Origin of the sequence: Streptomyces sp. Je 1-332, assembly GCF_040730185.1 — a bacterium.
Lineage (GTDB): Bacteria > Actinomycetota > Actinomycetes > Streptomycetales > Streptomycetaceae > Streptomyces.
Genome location: NZ_CP160402.1, coordinates 3,306,714 through 3,322,141, shown reverse-complemented (window position 1 = coordinate 3,322,141; position 15,428 = coordinate 3,306,714). Strand labels below are relative to the sequence as shown.

Annotated in this window: 15 protein-coding genes; 7 read left to right on the top strand and 8 right to left on the bottom strand. The window is 70.5% G+C overall.

Annotated elements, in window-relative coordinates; genetic code table 11:
• Positions 1 to 117: 117 nt before the first annotated feature.
• Positions 118 to 948, bottom strand: coding sequence for an alpha/beta hydrolase (locus ABXJ52_RS14935; protein ID WP_367042612.1), 831 nt, complete (start codon positions 946 to 948; stop codon positions 118 to 120).
• Between the two features lie 176 nt (positions 949 to 1,124).
• The gene (locus ABXJ52_RS14930; protein ID WP_367042609.1) at positions 1,125 to 2,621 is read right to left on the bottom strand and encodes an oligopeptide:H+ symporter; all 1,497 of its coding nucleotides are present in this window, start codon (positions 2,619 to 2,621) and stop codon (positions 1,125 to 1,127) included.
• A 472-nt stretch (positions 2,622 to 3,093) separates the two neighbouring features.
• Between ABXJ52_RS14930 and ABXJ52_RS14925 the strand changes: the two genes are divergently transcribed.
• A complete protein-coding gene (locus tag ABXJ52_RS14925) occupies positions 3,094 to 3,771 on the top strand; it encodes a response regulator transcription factor (protein WP_363211617.1) in 678 nt (225 codons plus the stop codon).
• A gap of 181 nt (positions 3,772 to 3,952) precedes the next feature.
• On the top strand, positions 3,953 to 5,233 hold the full coding sequence (locus ABXJ52_RS14920) for an ATP-binding protein (RefSeq protein ID WP_367042607.1): 1,281 nt from the start codon (positions 3,953 to 3,955) through the stop codon (positions 5,231 to 5,233).
• Here the strand turns inward: ABXJ52_RS14920 and ABXJ52_RS14915 are convergent.
• A complete protein-coding gene (locus tag ABXJ52_RS14915; protein ID WP_367042605.1) occupies positions 5,230 to 5,805 on the bottom strand; it encodes a GtrA family protein in 576 nt (191 codons plus the stop codon). The two genes, ABXJ52_RS14920 and ABXJ52_RS14915, sit on opposite strands and share 4 nt — an antisense overlap.
• A 238-nt stretch (positions 5,806 to 6,043) precedes the next feature.
• Between ABXJ52_RS14915 and ABXJ52_RS14910 the strand changes: the two genes are divergently transcribed.
• The 3 genes from ABXJ52_RS14910 to ABXJ52_RS14900 are packed head-to-tail and all read left to right on the top strand — an operon-like array spanning position 6,044 to position 8,924.
• On the top strand, positions 6,044 to 7,162 hold the full coding sequence (locus tag ABXJ52_RS14910) for a 5-(carboxyamino)imidazole ribonucleotide synthase (protein ID WP_367049065.1): 1,119 nt from the start codon (positions 6,044 to 6,046) through the stop codon (positions 7,160 to 7,162).
• Positions 7,159 to 7,719 carry a 5-(carboxyamino)imidazole ribonucleotide mutase gene (purE, locus tag ABXJ52_RS14905; protein ID WP_367042603.1) on the top strand — a complete coding sequence of 187 codons (561 nt, stop codon included), beginning with the start codon at positions 7,159 to 7,161 and terminating at the stop codon, positions 7,717 to 7,719. Before ABXJ52_RS14910 ends, purE begins: the two co-directional genes overlap by 4 nt.
• A 5-nt stretch (positions 7,720 to 7,724) precedes the next feature.
• Entirely contained in the window at positions 7,725 to 8,924 is a 1,200-nt protein-coding gene (locus tag ABXJ52_RS14900; RefSeq protein WP_367042602.1) for a dipeptidase, read from the top strand.
• A gap of 187 nt (positions 8,925 to 9,111) precedes the next feature.
• Here the strand turns inward: ABXJ52_RS14900 and ABXJ52_RS14895 are convergent, their stop codons facing one another.
• Together ABXJ52_RS14895 and ABXJ52_RS14890 are read right to left on the bottom strand one after the other, a co-directional pair.
• Positions 9,112 to 9,972, bottom strand: a complete 861-nt coding sequence (locus tag ABXJ52_RS14895; protein WP_367042599.1) for an alpha/beta hydrolase — start codon at positions 9,970 to 9,972, stop codon at positions 9,112 to 9,114.
• Positions 9,969 to 10,526 (bottom strand): quercetin 2,3-dioxygenase, encoded by a 558-nt coding sequence (locus ABXJ52_RS14890; protein WP_367042597.1) that lies wholly within the window; start codon positions 10,524 to 10,526, stop codon positions 9,969 to 9,971. The genes ABXJ52_RS14895 and ABXJ52_RS14890 overlap by 4 nt, the downstream gene beginning before the upstream one ends.
• Before the next feature lie 101 nt (positions 10,527 to 10,627).
• Here ABXJ52_RS14890 and ABXJ52_RS14885 point away from each other — a divergent pair, with 101 nt between their 5' ends.
• A complete protein-coding gene (locus ABXJ52_RS14885; RefSeq protein WP_367042594.1) occupies positions 10,628 to 11,083 on the top strand; it encodes a MarR family transcriptional regulator in 456 nt (151 codons plus the stop codon).
• A gap of 80 nt (positions 11,084 to 11,163) precedes the next feature.
• Here the strand turns inward: ABXJ52_RS14885 and ABXJ52_RS14880 are convergent, their stop codons facing one another.
• Together ABXJ52_RS14880 and ABXJ52_RS14875 are read right to left on the bottom strand one after the other, a co-directional pair.
• On the bottom strand, positions 11,164 to 11,865 hold the full coding sequence (locus ABXJ52_RS14880; protein WP_367042592.1) for a 2-phosphosulfolactate phosphatase: 702 nt from the start codon (positions 11,863 to 11,865) through the stop codon (positions 11,164 to 11,166).
• A 202-nt stretch (positions 11,866 to 12,067) separates the two neighbouring features.
• On the bottom strand, positions 12,068 to 13,228 hold the full coding sequence (locus tag ABXJ52_RS14875; protein WP_367042589.1) for an acyl-CoA dehydrogenase family protein: 1,161 nt from the start codon (positions 13,226 to 13,228) through the stop codon (positions 12,068 to 12,070).
• 189 nt (positions 13,229 to 13,417) lie between these two features.
• Here ABXJ52_RS14875 and ABXJ52_RS14870 point away from each other — a divergent pair, with 189 nt between their 5' ends.
• Positions 13,418 to 14,761, top strand: a complete 1,344-nt coding sequence (locus tag ABXJ52_RS14870) for a UDP-glucose/GDP-mannose dehydrogenase family protein (RefSeq protein WP_367042587.1) — start codon at positions 13,418 to 13,420, stop codon at positions 14,759 to 14,761.
• Between the two features lie 86 nt (positions 14,762 to 14,847).
• Here the strand turns inward: ABXJ52_RS14870 and ABXJ52_RS14865 are convergent, their stop codons facing one another.
• The gene (locus tag ABXJ52_RS14865) at positions 14,848 to 15,375 is read right to left on the bottom strand and encodes a CGNR zinc finger domain-containing protein (RefSeq protein ID WP_367042586.1); all 528 of its coding nucleotides are present in this window, start codon (positions 15,373 to 15,375) and stop codon (positions 14,848 to 14,850) included.
• Positions 15,376 to 15,428 lie beyond the last annotated feature (53 nt).

Here is a 15,428-nt window from a genome sequence, read left to right as displayed (position 1 = left end):
GCCCGCACCCGCCGACCAGGCGCCGTAGGCAGACGCGTCTGCGTCGACCGCCGGCTGCCGTCGGCTGAGCGCGCAGTTCCCCGCGCCCCTAAAGGGGCGCCTACCCCTGGACGCTGCTCAAACGTGCTGCCGCAGCCACCGCAGCACGGTCTGGGCGAAGCCCGGGTCCCGCAACAGCTCACCCCCGTGCGCCGTGCCCGGCTCGACGCGGACCGTGACGTCCCGCAGGCCCGCCATCGTCTGGGCGTGGGCGAGGTCCGTGGAGTGGGCGACCGGGACGAAGTCCGCCGCCGAGTGCGTGAGGTAGAGGGGCGCGTCGTCCTTGCCGGAGGCGTGCGACTTGGCCACCAGGTCGACCCACTTCTTCCAGCACCGCCCGGAGGCCCGGTCCGGCACGCACCCCGCGAGCAGCTCCGCCGTACCCCGCAGCTTGCGCTGGGCCGGAGCGGCGGCGGTCATCCCGCCGTCCTTCCAGGCGCGGTAGGGCGAGGCCACGGGGGAGAGGGCCACCACGCCCCGCACCCGCTCCCGCCCGGCGCCGTAGGCCCCCGCGCTGACGGCGAGATGCCCGCCGGCGGAGGACCCGAGCACCACGGGTGTGCCGCCGCCGCGCCGCTTGATCCACCGCAGGGCGGCGAGGACGTCGTCGCGCTGCGCGGGCCAGGCGGCGTCCGAGGCGAGCCGGTAGTCGGTGTCGTACACGGTGAACCCGCGCTCCGCGAACCACCGGGCCCGACCGCTCCAGTCGGTGTCCCGCACCCAGGAGCCGCCGTGCAGGATCATCAGGGCGGGGTGCCCGGACCGGTCGCCGTACACGGTGATGTTCTGCCGCGCGTGCTCCCCGTACGAGAAGGTCTGGCCCGGCAAGGGGCTTGGTGCGGCCTCGACGGCGGCACTGGACGACAGCAACGCCACACACAGGGCGAGGGTCGGCAACGTACGTCGCATGGCCAGATGCTGCACCGCGCGGCTCCGCCACCGGCACGGAAACGTTCCGCGTCACCGCCACGGGTTAGCGAACGATCCCTTGTTCGTGCGAGTGGACGAACGAAAGGGCGCCACACCCGCAGAGGTGCGACGGCCCTTTCACGCGTCTGCCGGCCCCGTCGGGGGCGTGGCGGACGTCAGTTCACGGAACCCATCAGTTCCTTGACCTTCTTGCGGTTCATCCAGATGCCGAAGCCCGCGATGACCGCGATGACCGCCTCGACCGCGACCGCACCCGAGTTGTTCAGATCGATCCCGAGCTGCGGCGATGTCAGCAGACCGGTGACGGAGTCGCCCGCGGTGACCGCGAGGAACCAGACACCCATCATCTGGGCGGTGTACTTCGCCGGGGCCATCTTCGTGGTGACCGACAGGCCGACCGGGGAGAGGCAGAGCTCGCCGACGGTCTGGATGAAGTAGATCGACACCAGCCACATCGGGCTGACCTTGCCGCCGTTGCTCGCGGTGTCGATCAGCGGGATGAGGAAGACGAGGAACGAGATGCCGATCAGCGTGAGGCTGGAGGCGAACTTGACCGCGGTGCTCGGCTCCTTGCCCCGCTTGTTCAGCCACAGCCACGCGGAGGCGACCACGGGGGCCAGCGCCATGATGAAGATCGGGTTCAGCGACTGGTACCAGGAGGTCGGGAAGTCGAACCCGAGCAGGTTGTTCGTGGTCGAGTGCTCGCCGAAGATCGACAGGGTCGAGCCGTTCTGGTCGTAGATCATCCAGAAGACGGCGGCGACGATGAAGAACCAGACGTAGCCCGACAGCTTGGACTGCTCCAGGTCCGTGAGCTCCTTGTCGCGCTTCATGCGGACCAGGACGGTGACCGGGATGACCAGACCGGCGATGGTGAGGGGCATCAGGGCCCAGTCGGCGAAGTTGCCGGTCACACCGAGGAACGAGTAGAGCGCGACCGCGACGATCAGCCAGATCAGGCCGTTGCGCAGGGCGGAAGCGCGCTGCTGCGGCGTCGCGGGCTGCGAGACGACGCTGCTCTCCGCGCTGAGGTGGCGCGAGCCGAGCATGAACTGACCGAGGCCGAGCGCCATGCCGATCGCGGCGAGCGCGAAGCCGAAGTGCCAGTTGACGTTCTCGCCGACGGTGCCGATGGTCAGCGGGGCGAGGAAGGCGCCCACGTTGATGCCGATGTAGAACAGCGTGAAGCCACCGTCACGGCGCGGGTCCTCCGGGCCGTCGTAGAGGTGGCCGACCATCGCGGAGATGTTGGCCTTCAGGAGGCCGGAACCGAGCGCGACGAGACCGAGGCCCGCGAAGAACGTCGCGGAGCTCGGCAGGGCGAGCGTGATGTGGCCGAGGATGACGACGACAGCGCCGATGGCGACCGTCTTGCGCGGCCCCCAGAAGCGGTCCGCCATCCAGCCGCCGGGCATGGCGAGGAGATAGACCATCGACATGTAGACGGAGTAGATCGCCGTCGCCGTCGTGGCCGACATGTTCATGCCGCCGGGGGCGATCAGGTACAGCGGGAGCAGTGCTTTCATGCCGTAGAAGCTGTAGCGCTCCCACATCTCGGTCATGAAGAGTGTGGCCAGTCCGCGGGGGTGGCCGAAGAAGGTCTTCTCAGTGCCAGGGGTACCGGCTGAGTCCTTCGTCAGGCTGGACGCCATGGGTCGATCCTCGTGTTCGGGACGCGCGGCAAGAGCGTGTGCGCGCCCGGTGGGGGGCGGTCGGCACCGGGGTCCTACCGTCCACACCCCCACGCCCGGGGGGAGTTTCGCGCTCCGTCGAGGAAGGCGCTGGTACGGCGACTCCGAGATCCACGCCCTGGCGCGTCATCACGCTCAGGGCCCGACCACAGGTCATTCCTTTCAAGGCTGGCAGAAGCCGGCCCGCACATAAAAGAGACCTAAGGCCGCACAGCGGGCCAAAGGTCCTTGCATAGTGCATCAGGCGTTGGGTCACCATACGCCACGACAGTGCGGCATATGGAAGGACTTGAGAGATGGATCACAGGTTACTTCGGAACCATCGGCCCACATTTGAAGGTGATCCTCAGGATGGCACCCCATAGCCGCAGGGGTCGACCGCCGGCGGGCGATCACCCCACGACGGTCTTCCGGCGCGGACTACCATCACCCCATGACCCGTGTACTGCTCGCCGAGGACGACGCGTCCATCTCGGAGCCGCTGGCCCGTGCCCTGCGCAGGGAGGGGTACGAGGTCGAAGTGCGTGAGGACGGCCCGACCGCCCTCGACGCCGGGCTGCAGGGCAGCGTCGACCTCGTCGTACTCGACCTGGGGCTGCCCGGGATGGACGGCCTGGAGGTGGCCCGCCGCCTCCGCGCCGGGGGGCACACGGCGCCGATCCTCATCCTCACCGCCCGTGCCGACGAGGTGGACACCGTCGTCGGCCTGGACGCGGGCGCCGACGACTACGTCACCAAGCCCTTCCGCCTCGCCGAGCTGCTCGCCCGGGTCCGGGCCCTCCTGCGGCGCGGCGCGGCCGAGCCGCAGCAGGCTCCGGCCACGCACGGCGTGCGGATCGACGTGGAGTCGCACCGCGCCTGGATGGGCGAGGAGGAGCTCCAGCTCACGGCCAAGGAGTTCGACCTGCTGCGGGTCCTGGTCCGCGACGCGGGCCGCGTGGTCACCCGCGACCAGCTGATGCGCGAGGTCTGGGACACCACGTGGTGGTCGTCCACCAAGACCCTGGACATGCACATCTCCTGGCTGCGCAAGAAACTGGGCGACGACGCGGCGAACCCGCGATACATCGCCACTGTGCGGGGCGTGGGCTTCCGCTTCGAGAAAAGCTGATTCCTCGCCGGGGGGCGCCGGGCAGTGCCCCGTCAGGGGCGCGGGGAACTGCGCGAGCAACCCAAGAAGACCCGCACCCGCCAGGAACCCGCCGTAGGCAGACGCGTCTGCGGATTCGTCGTGGCGGGCCGCGCAGTTCCCCGCGCCCCTGACGGGGGCTTCGATCGGCGACACTGAGTAAATGCGCCGTCGACTGATCAGCAGCACCCTCGCCGTGGTCCTCGTAGTCATCGCAGTCTTCGGTGTGAGTCTGGTGATCGTCGAGACGAGGACCATCAGCAGCAGCGCCCAGGAGCGAGTGACAAGTGAGGCGCTCCGCCTGGCCAGCGTCGTCGACAGCAGGCTCATCAGCGACGAGCGGATCAGCGCCGAGATCCTGCGCGACGTGGCCGCGGTCGACACCGACCGCTACGCCCTCATCGAGATTCCCGGCCGCGCCCCCATCGAGATCGGCTCCCGCCCCGCCGGCGACGTCATCCACGACACGGCCAAGGGCGAGGAGGGCGAGAAGGTCACCGTCGAGGAGCCGCGCACCGCGGTCACCCAGGAGGTCGGCCGCACCCTGCTGATCATCAGCGCCGTGGCCCTCCTCGCGATCGTCGCCGCCGTACTCCTCGCGGTACGCCAGGCCAACCGCCTGGCCTCGCCGCTCACCGACCTCGCGGAGACCGCGGAGCGCCTCGGCTCGGGCGACCCGAGGCCCCGCCACAAGCGCTACGGGGTGCCGGAGCTGGACCGCGTGGCGGATGTCCTGGACGGCAGCGCCGAGCGGATCGCCCGGATGCTGACCGCCGAGCGCAGGCTCGCCGCGGATGCCTCGCACCAGCTGCGTACGCCTCTGACGGCCCTGTCCATGCGCCTGGAGGAGATCACCGTCACCGACGAGCTGGACACGGTCAAGGAGGAGGCCACGATCGCGCTCGCGCAGGTCGAGCGCCTCACCGACGTCGTGCAGCGGCTCCTGACGAACTCACGCGACCCGCGTACCGGCTCCGCCGTCTCCTTCGACCTGGACGAGGTCGTCAAGCAGCAGCTGGAGGAATGGCGCCCGGCCTACCGCAGCGCGGGCCGCGCCATCGTCAGCTCCGGCAAGCGGCATCTGCGGGCCGTGGGCACCCCCGGGGCGGTCGCGCAGGTCCTGGCCGCCCTCATCGAGAACTCGCTCATGCACGGCGGCGGCACCGTCGCCCTGCGGACCCGCGTCACGGGCAACCAGACGGTCATCGAGGTCACCGACGACGGCCCCGGCGTCCCCGCCGATCTCGGCGCGCGGATCTTCGAGCGCACCATCAGCGGCCGCAACTCCACGGGCATCGGCCTCGCGGTCGCCCGGGACCTGGCCGAGGCGGACGGCGGGCGCCTGGAGATGCTGCAGACCAGGCCGCCGGTCTTCGGCCTTTTCCTGTCGCGTACGCCGCCGCAGAAAAGCGACCGGTGGCACGAGGAGGAGACGGTGCGCTAGCGCGTGCCCCGCCCGGCCGGCCGCTTCCGGTCGGCCGCCACGGCCGTGGACGCCGTGGACCCCGTGGACGCCGTGGACCCCGTGGCCGCCGTGGAGCCGCCCTCCAGGAACGATTCCGCACGGGCGACGGTCTCCCGCGCGGGCAGCGCCTTGAAGACCCAGGTGCGGTAGGACCAGAAGCGGAAGCAGGTGGCGATGCCGATGCCCACGAACTTGAAGATGTTGCGCTGCAGCGGGCTGTCCCAGTCGAAGCCGTAGATGGCCGCGTACAGGACGCCGTTCTCGATCACCAGGCCGACCGCGCTGAAGACCAGGAACAGCGTGAGCTCCTTGGTGCGGGAGCTCTTGTCACGGTCCTTGTACGTGAAGTAACGGAAACCCACGTAGTTGAAGGCGATGGCGACGACGGTGGCGATCACGTTCGCGCGCACGGCCTGAAGGTCCGTGGTGTGCCACAGAAGGTTGGAGACGCTGAAATTCACCAGCGTGCCCAGGGCACCCACCGCACCGAACTTGGCCACTTCGCGCGCGAGCTGATCCAGTCGCACCCGTAGTGCGCCACGTTCCTTCATGGTGGTCGCCCCAACCCCCGTCGTCGATTCGTTCGGTCTCGTCCTCGTCGACGTATCTGGTGATTCGGTCGCGTCAACCCAGCCATGCTAACCAGCGACCCCCGTCCGTCGCGCGGGGACGCCTCCACACTGTGTCGGCTCTGTGACGGGAGGGCCCGTGCGGTGCACGGGAACCGGCCGTTCCGACGTGGCCGATACGGGCCGATACCCTGGGGGTGTGACGTTCCCGGTAGTCGGCATGGTCGGCGGCGGTCAGCTCGCCCGCATGACCCACGAGGCGGGTATCCCCCTCGGCCTGAAATTCAAGCTCCTCAGTGACACCCCTCAGGACTCCGCGGCGCAGGTCGTCGGCGATGTCGTCATCGGCGACTATCGCGACCTCGACACGCTGCGCGAGTTCGCGAGGGGCTGCGACGTGATCACTTTCGATCACGAACACGTACCCACCGAGCATCTACGGGCCCTGGAGGCGGACGGCATCCCCGTGCGCCCGGGGCCCGACGCGCTGGTGCACGCCCAGGACAAGGGCGTGATGCGCGAGAAGCTCACGGAGATCGGCGTGCCGTGCCCACGCCACCGGATCGTGAGGGACCCGGCCGACGTGGCCGCCTTCGCGGCCGAGGGCGACGGCTTCCCCGTGATCCTCAAGACGGTGCGTGGCGGCTATGACGGAAAGGGGGTGTGGTTCGTCCGTTCCGTCGAGGACGCCGAAGATCCCTTCCGGGCCGGTGTCCCGGTCATGGCCGAGGAGAAGGTGGACTTCGCGCGGGAACTCGCGGCGAACGTCGTGCGCTCGCCGCACGGCCAGGCCGTGGCCTACCCCGTCGTCGAGTCGCAGCAGGTCGACGGCGTCTGCGACACGGTCATCGCGCCGGCCCCCGATCTCTCGGAGGACCTCGCGGGCCAGGCCCAGGAACTGGCCCTGCGCGTCGCCAAGGAGCTCGGGGTGGTCGGCCATCTGGCGGTCGAGCTCTTCGAGACGCGCGACGGCCGCATCCTGGTGAACGAACTGGCGATGCGCCCGCACAACTCCGGCCACTGGACGCAGGACGGGGCGATCACGTCCCAGTTCGCGAACCACGTGCGCGCGGTGCTCGACCTGCCCCTCGGCGACCCGCGCCCGCGGGCGAAGTGGACGGTCATGGCCAATGTCCTGGGCGGCGACTACCCGGACATGTACCAGGCGTACCTGCACTGCATGGCACGCGACCCGCAGTTGAAGATCCACATGTACGGCAAGGACGTGAAGCCCGGCCGCAAGGTCGGTCACGTCAACACCTACGGCGACGACCTGGACGACGTGCTGGAGCGCGCCAGTCACGCGGCCGGCTACCTCAGAGGGACGATCACGGAATGACCGCACCTGTAGGACCCGCAGGACCCGTAGGACCTGTCGTCGGCATCGTCATGGGCTCGGACTCCGACTGGCCGGTCATGGAGGCCGCGGCCAAGGCGCTCGACGAGTTCGAGATTCCCTACGAGGTCGACGTCGTCTCCGCGCACCGCATGCCGCGCGAGATGGTCGCGTACGGCGAGGAAGCGGCGGACCGCGGCCTCAAGGCGATCATCGCGGGGGCCGGAGGCGCCGCGCACCTGCCGGGCATGCTGGCCTCGGTGACGCCGCTGCCGGTCATCGGCGTGCCCGTACCGCTCAAGTACCTCGACGGCATGGACTCCCTCCTGTCCATCGTGCAGATGCCCGCGGGCGTTCCGGTGGCGACGGTCTCGGTGGGCGGCGCGCGCAACGCGGGCCTCCTCGCGGCGCGCATCCTGGCCGCGCACGACCCCGAACTCCTCGGCCGTATGCGGGAGTTCCAGCAGGAGCTGAACGAACAGGCCACGGAGAAGGGCAAGCGGCTGCGTACGAAGGTCGAGGGCGCCGGTTCCGGCTTCGGCTTCGGCTCGGGGAAGTGAGCGGCATGACGTCCCAGGACAGCGCCTCCCTCGCTGACGCCCGCGCCTTCCTCGCCGAGTTCCCGGTGGTCGACGGGCACAACGACCTGCCCTGGGCGCTACGCGAGAAGGCCGGTTACGACATCGACCGCCTCGACATCGCGGCCGACCAGACGGGCCATCTCCACACGGACATCGCCCGTCTGCGGGCGGGCGGGGTCGGTGCGCAGTTCTGGTCGGTGTACGTCCGCACGGACCTGACGGGCGACGCGGCGGTGAGCGCGACGCTCGAACAGGTCGACTGCGTCGAGCAGTTGCTGACGAGGTATCCCGGGGATCTGGTCCGCGCGCTGACGGCCGCGGACATGGAGGAGGCGCGGGCCGAGGGCCGCATCGCGTCCCTGATGGGGGCCGAGGGCGGCCACTCCATCAACAACTCCCTCGCCACGCTGCGGGCGTTGCACGCGCTCGGCGTCCGCTACATGACGCTGACGCACAACGACAACATCGCGTGGGCGGACTCGGCGACGGACGAGCCCGGGGTCGGGGGCCTGTCGGCCTTCGGCCGCGAGGTGGTCCGTGAGATGAACCGCAGCGGCATGCTCGTGGACCTCTCCCACGTGGCGGCGACGACGATGCGGGCGGCCCTGGACACCTCCGTGGCGCCGGTGATCTTCTCGCACTCGTCGTCGCGCGCGGTGTGCGACCACCCGCGCAACATCCCGGACGACGTCCTGGAGCGCCTGCCCGCCAACGGCGGCGTCGCGATGGCCACGTTCGTCCCGAAGTTCGTCCTCCAGGCGGCGGTCGACTGGACGGCGGCGGCCGACGAGAACATGCGTGCGCACGGCTTCCACCACCTGGACACGACGCCGGACGCGATGAAGGTCCACGCGGCCTTCGAGGAGTCGACCCCGCGCCCGGTCGCCACGGCGGCGACGGTCGCCGACCACCTCGACCACATGCGCGAGGTCGCGGGCATCGAGCACATCGGCATCGGCGGTGACTACGACGGCACGGCGTTCACCCCGGACGGTCTCGACGACGTCGCGGGCTACCCGAACCTGATCGCGGAGCTCCTGACCCGCGGCTGGTCGAAGCCGGACCTGGCCAAGCTGACGTGGCAGAACGCGGTCCGCGTGCTCGGCGCGGCGGAGGACGTGGCACGGGACGAGCAGTCCCGCCGCGGCCCGTCGAACGCGACGCTCCAGCAGCTGGACGGCTGAGGGCGTACGGGGACACGGGCCTACGGGCATCAGGGCGGGGGCGGCCGACGGGCCGCCCCCGCCCTTCGCGTTGCTCCAACAGACGCCTCCGCCGCGCGGCACCAGCCGTGGTCGGCGCGAGGCACCATACGCAGCTCCACCTCGGCTTCCGTCTTCCGCAGTCGTGCCGTCGGCGTCTTCGCGTGTCTCAGCCCACGAGGCCCCGCGCGAACCGCAGCGAGTGGGCGAACACGTCCTCCACCTCGGCGTCGGGCGCGCCGTACCAGCCGTGGTCGGCGCCAGGCACCACACGCAGCTCCACCGGAGCACCCGCCTCCCGCAGCCGGGCGGCGAGTGTCTCGCTGTGTGTCGCCGGGACCATCGTGTCCCGCTCGCCGTGGATCAGGAGGAAGGGCGGGGCGGTGGGGTGGACCCGGGTCACGGGGCTTGCCTCGCGGGCCAGTTCCGGTACGGCCGCGGGGGCGGCGCCGAGCAGCAAAGCCTCCGGGGTCGTGGCGCTGTGCGGGTCGAACGGGCCGCGGGGGACGGTGAGGTCGCTCGGGGCGTACCAGATCACCGCGCCGGTGGCCGAGACCTCGGGGTCGAGTGCCAGGAGCGAGGCCAGGTGCCCGCCCGCGGACTCGCCCCACACCACGGTCCGCGCGGTGTCGACGCCGAGCTCCGGTCCGCGCAGGCCCAGCCAGCGCAACGCGGTCCGCAGGTCGTCGAGCGGGGCGGGGAAGCGGGCCTCTCCGCTGAGCCGGTAGTCGGCGCAGGCCACCGCGAAGCCCGCGGCGGCGATGCGCGCGAACGGCCCCGGACTCCAGTCCCGGGTGCGCAGTCCCATGTCGTCACGGCGCCCTCGCCGCCACGCGCCGCCGTGCACGAAGAGCACGAGAGGCGCGGGCCCGCTCCCGGCGACCTCCGGTAGCCAGAGGTCGAGTTCCAGCGGACGACCGCCGTCGACCTCGCCGTACGGGACGCCGCGCAGGACCCGCGGCCCCGGTGCCGGCAGCGGCGCCACATCCGGGTGGGGCGCGGCGATCAGCCCCCGCAGAGCGTCGCTCACCGGGTGCGCCACTGGTGCTCGGGCAGGAAGCGGACGTCGTAGCGCTCGGGCACGGTGGCGAACTTGTCCGGCGTGGGGATCACGGGCTCGCGCGGCAGGCCGAGCTCCTCGGCGGGCGCCCCCAGGGTCTCGAAGAACCGCTCGAAGGTGCCACCGGGCCCCGCGGCGACGCCGACGACCTGGCTGTGGTGGCGCTCCATGCGGTAGGCGTGCGGACAGTTCTTGGGCACGAAGCCGAAGTCGCCGGGGGTGAGGAGCTTCTCCAGTTGCTCGCCCTCCAGGTCCTCGACGAAGAGGCGGACGGCGCCCTGGGTGACGTAGAAGACCTCGTACGTGTCGGGGTGCAGGTGGGCGGGGATGACGTTGCCCTTGGGGCCCTCGACGGTGAAGAAGTTGAAGCCGTTCTCGGTCTGCTCGCCGCCCGCGTAGATCGTGATCAGGTCGCCGAAGAGATGGGCCCGGTCGCCCTCGCCCTTCTCGATGACGTAGGGCTTGCCCGGTTCGGCGGGGATGCGTGAGGAGCGCCGGTAACGGGTGGCGTACTCGATGGTCATGAGCTCTCCAGGGGGATGGCTGAACGAGGGGAATGTCAGGCAGCCTGACATAATGAGTCCATGACGGGCAAGCGTCGGCCCCGAACCCATAGGCTCACGGCATGCACGCCAACGGCACCGGCCGCAACCTCCCCCAGCTCCTCGGCGACGCCCGGCGCTGGTTCGAGGACGCGCTCCTCGCGACGCTGGAGGAGGCGGGGGAGATCCATGTCTCGCCCACCCAGGCGGGCCTCTTCGCCGTACTCGACGAGGAGGGCACGACGGCCTCCGAGCTGGCCCGCCGCATGGGCGTCACCCGCCAGACCGCGCACCAGGCGGTGCACGGCCTGGTCTCGGCGGGTCTCCTGGAGCAGGTCCCCGACCCCTCGTCGGGGCGGCAGCGCCTCATCCGGCGAACGGCGGAGGGCGAGCGCACGCACCGCAGGGCCGAACTGGTCCTGCGCCGCGCGGAGCAGGAGCTGGCCGACCGAATCGGCGAGGGGACGGTGAGCGCGCTGCGGACGGCGCTGGAACTCCCGTGGGGCGGCCCGCCGGTACTGGGCCCGCCCGAGGGTTAACCCGGCGGCCTCCCTCGCTGGTCAGCCCAGTGACGCCACCGCGTCAGCGATGAGGGAGCGGACGGCTCGAACAGCCAGAATCAGATCGACGCCTCGTCGGTCAGCGGAGGTACGGCGCACGGGCGGAGAACCATGAGTGAGTCCTCCAAGGTCGCCACCATGGCAAAGGGGAACCGGTCGAGCTCAAGACAGAGTGCGACGTCATCAGGATGGACTCCTTGACGCACACCTTCCGTCAGCTCGGCGGCGGCGCGGGACTCGGCAGCGCGACGGAGGAACTCAGCGGCATCCGTCCCGGCCTCGGTGGTCCTCCGAGCGATGTATTGAGCACACGCCAGATCCTCATCGGCCTGCCCGCCTTCGCCAGTGACCACGAACGTGACACCGTCACCCCTGCGTGTCCGCAAGAGCCGAGCCGTCGCCTCCGCCACCACGAAGCTGGCGCACAGCACCAGCGACGCCTCTTTGACCGCAAGGGCGCCGACCGTCCCTGCCGTGGTCTTCTGCACAACGGTCCGTCCGCCGAGGTCAACAGACCTCAACATGCCTGGAGAGTTGACCATCTCGAACCCGGGCGCGGGCGGACCGTCTTTGAGTGCCGCCCAATCCGGGTGGCGAGCCTTGAGTGCCAGGGCCTCGTCCAGCGACTCGGCAAGAACGATCTTCTCCGCCCCCTGGGCAAAGGCCCAGGGAGCCACGGTGAAAGCACGCATGACGTCGACCACGACCGCCACGGCCGGAGTTTCGACCAGATCGGCGATACCAAGGAAGTGAGCGTCCATTCCGGTCATGATCGCGCACGCCCGACCCAAGGCACCCAGGGAGTGGTACGCATCACACCGACGGTCGCGGAACGCCCCGGCTGCCTGCGTCTACCTGCGTCGCGATAGTGGTCCGCAGCCACACCTGACAGAGCCCATGCGAACGGCCCCCGGCATAGCGCCGGGGGCCGTCGCGTTTGTGCGGGACCGGTAGCCGAAAGCTCTACTGGGGCAGGTTGCGGGCCATCACGATGCGCTGGACCTGGTTCGTGCCCTCGTAGATCTGCGTGATCTTCGCGTCCCGCATCATCCGCTCGACGGGGTAGTCACGGGTGTAGCCGTAGCCGCCGAGCAGCTGGACGGCGTCCGTGGTGACCTCCATCGCGACGTCCGAGGCGAAGCACTTGGCGGCGGCGCCCTGGAAGGTGAGGTCCGCGCCGCCGCGCTCCGACTTGGCCGCGGCGGCGTACGTCAGCTGACGCGCGGCCTCGATCTTCATCGCCATGTCCGCGAGCATGAACTGCACGCCCTGGAAGTCGCCGATCGGCTTCCCGAACTGCTTGCGCTCCTGGACGTACCCCTTGGCGTAGTCGAGCGCGCCCTGCGCGATGCCGAGCGCCTGGGCCGCGATGGTGATGCGGGTGTGGTCCAGGGTCTTCATCGCCGTGGCGAAGCCTGTGCCCTCCTCGCCGATCATGCGGTCGGCGGGGATGCGGACGTTGTCGAAGTAGACCTCGCGGGTCGGCGAACCCTTGATGCCGAGCTTCTTCTCCGGGGCGCCGAAGGAGACGCCCTCGTCCGACTTCTCGACGACGAAGGCGGAGATGCCCTTCGAGCGCTTGGTCGGGTCCGTCACGGCCATCACCGTGTAGTACTCGGAGACGCCCGCGTTCGTGATCCAGCGCTTCACGCCGTTCAGGACCCAGAAGTCCCCGTCACGGACGGCCTTGGTCTTCATGCCCGCCGCGTCCGAACCGGCGTCCGGCTCGGAGAGGCAGTACGAGAACATGCCCTCGCCCTTGGCGAGCGGCGTCATGTACTTCTTCTTCAGCTCCTCGGACCCGGAGAGGATCACGGGGAGCGAGCCCAGCTTGTTCACGGCCGGGATGAGCGAGGACGAGGCGCAGACGCGCGCCACCTCCTCGATCACGATGACCGTGGCGAGCGCGTCGGCGCCGGTGCCGCCGAAGCTCTCCGGTACGTGCACCGCGTGCAGGTCGGAGGCGACGAGGGCGTCGAGCGCCTCCTGCGGGAAGCGGGCTTCCTCGTCCACCGCCGCGGCGAAGGGCGCGATCTTCGCCTCGGAGAGCGAACGGATCGCGTCGCGGAGCATGTCGTGCTCCTCGGACGGGCGGTACAGGTCGAAATCAGCCGATCCGGCCAAGGTCTCTCACGCTCCAAGGACGCTAATTACCGTTAAGTAACCCAAATTTTAGAGGGCGGCTCACGCGACGGATACGTGAGCTTGCCGACAACGGTCGGTCGGCGGGTGGCGATGGCGGAAACGTGCCCGGTCAAGGGCCCGACTATGCTCGGGCACCGCACTGACGGCCGTAGACCCCTGGAGCACCGCATGGCCCTCAAGATCACCGTGATCGGCACCGGCTACCTCGGTGCGACACACGCCGCGGCCATGGCCGAGCTCGGTTTCGAGGTGCTCGGCCTCGACGTCGTGCCCGAGAAGATCGAGATGCTGCAGCGGGGCGAGGTCCCGATGTACGAGCCCGGCCTGGAGGACCTGCTGCGCAAGCACGTCGCCGGGATCGAGGGCTCCAGTGGGCGGCTGCGCTTCACCATGGACTTCGCCGAGGTCGCGGCCTTCGGTGACGTCCACTTCGTCTGCGTGAACACCCCGCAGAAGCATGGCGAGTACGCCTGCGACATGAGCTACGTCGACAGCGCCTTCGCGCAGCTCGCCCCGCACCTGACGCGGCCCGCGCTGGTCGTGGGCAAGTCCACCGTGCCGGTCGGCTCGGCGGAGCGCCTCGCGCGCGAGCTGGCCGCCGCGGCGCCGGTGGGCGCGGAGGCCGAGCTTGCCTGGAACCCGGAGTTCCTGCGGGAGGGCTTCGCGGTGAAGGACACCCTGCACCCCGACCGCATCGTCGTCGGCGTACGCAGCGCGCACGCCGAGAAGCTCCTGCGCGAGGTGTACGAGGGCCCGGTGGGCGAGGGGTCACCCTTCGTCGTGACGGACTTCCCGACCTCGGAGCTGGTGAAGACCGCGGCCAACTCCTTCCTCGCCACGAAGATCTCGTTCATCAACGCGATGGCCGAGGTGTGCGAGGCCGCGGGCGGAGACGTCGTGAAGCTGGCGGAGGCGCTCGGGTACGACGACCGGATCGGCAAGAAGTTCCTGCGGGCCGGGATCGGCTTCGGGGGTGGCTGCCTGCCCAAGGACATCCGGGCGTTCATGGCGCGGGCGGGGGAGCTGGGCGCGGACCAGGCGCTGACCTTCCTGCGTGAGATCGACTCCATCAACATGCGGCGGCGCGGGCAGATGGTGGAGATGGCGCGCGAGGCACTGGGCGGCGGGTCCTTCCTGGGCAAGCGGGTCGCGGTCCTCGGCGCCACGTTCAAGCCGGACTCGGACGACGTCCGCGACTCGCCCGCGCTGAACGTCGCCGGGCAGATCCACCTCCAGGGCGGCCAGGTCACGGTGTACGACCCCAAGGGGATGGACAACGCGGGCAGGCTCTTCCCGACGCTGGCGTACGCGGAGTCGGCGGTGGAGGCGGTGCGGGGCGCGGACGCCGTGCTGCATCTGACGGAGTGGCGGGAGTTCCGGGAGCTGGACCCGGTGGCGCTGGGCGAGGTGGCCGCGGAGCGGCTGATCCTGGACGGCCGCAACGCGCTGGACCCCGCGGTGTGGCGGGGGGCGGGCTGGACTTACCGGGCGATGGGTCGGCCGGCGGCGTAAAGCCTGAAGCCAATCGCTGGCCGCTGCGGGGCAATCGGGCGGGTGGGCGGGAAAGCCTGTTCGGCGCGAGGCGGATGCGGGGTGCCCTAGCTCCGGTCGCCCCGCGGGGACTTCCGCGCCCGGTACGCCCGCATCTTGGCGCGCGCCCCGCACACCCCCATGTCACACCACCGGCTCCGCCCGGCCGGGCTGCGGTCGTAGTACGCCCAGTGGCAGTCCCCGGCCTCGCACGCCTTGAGGCGAGCCCACGTGCCCGCGGCCACCGCCTCAGCGATGGCCGCCGCCACCCGTGAGGTGAGCGAGGACGGCTCCGCGGGGACCAGCCCCGCCGAGCCGTCCTCCTCCGAGACCGTCACCAACAGCGGCGCCGTGGCGAGGAGTTGACCCAGAGGGGGCGCAGGCGCGTGCGGCCCGTGCCCGGCATGGGCGAGACACGCCACCCGCAGCGCCTCCCGCAGCTCCCGCGCCGCCGCCACCTCCGCACCGGGCGCGAGCCCGAACGGCGCGCGCCCTTCAGGCGTCTGGAGCGCGTCCGCGCCCGACTCCAGGTCCAAGGTGTTCACCAGCGCCTGAATCAGTGCGAGGCCCCCGGGAGCGGGTGCTCTGTCATTCATGCTTGCGACGTTACCCCTTGTGCGGGAGTATGCAGTAACCGTTACTGGTAGCC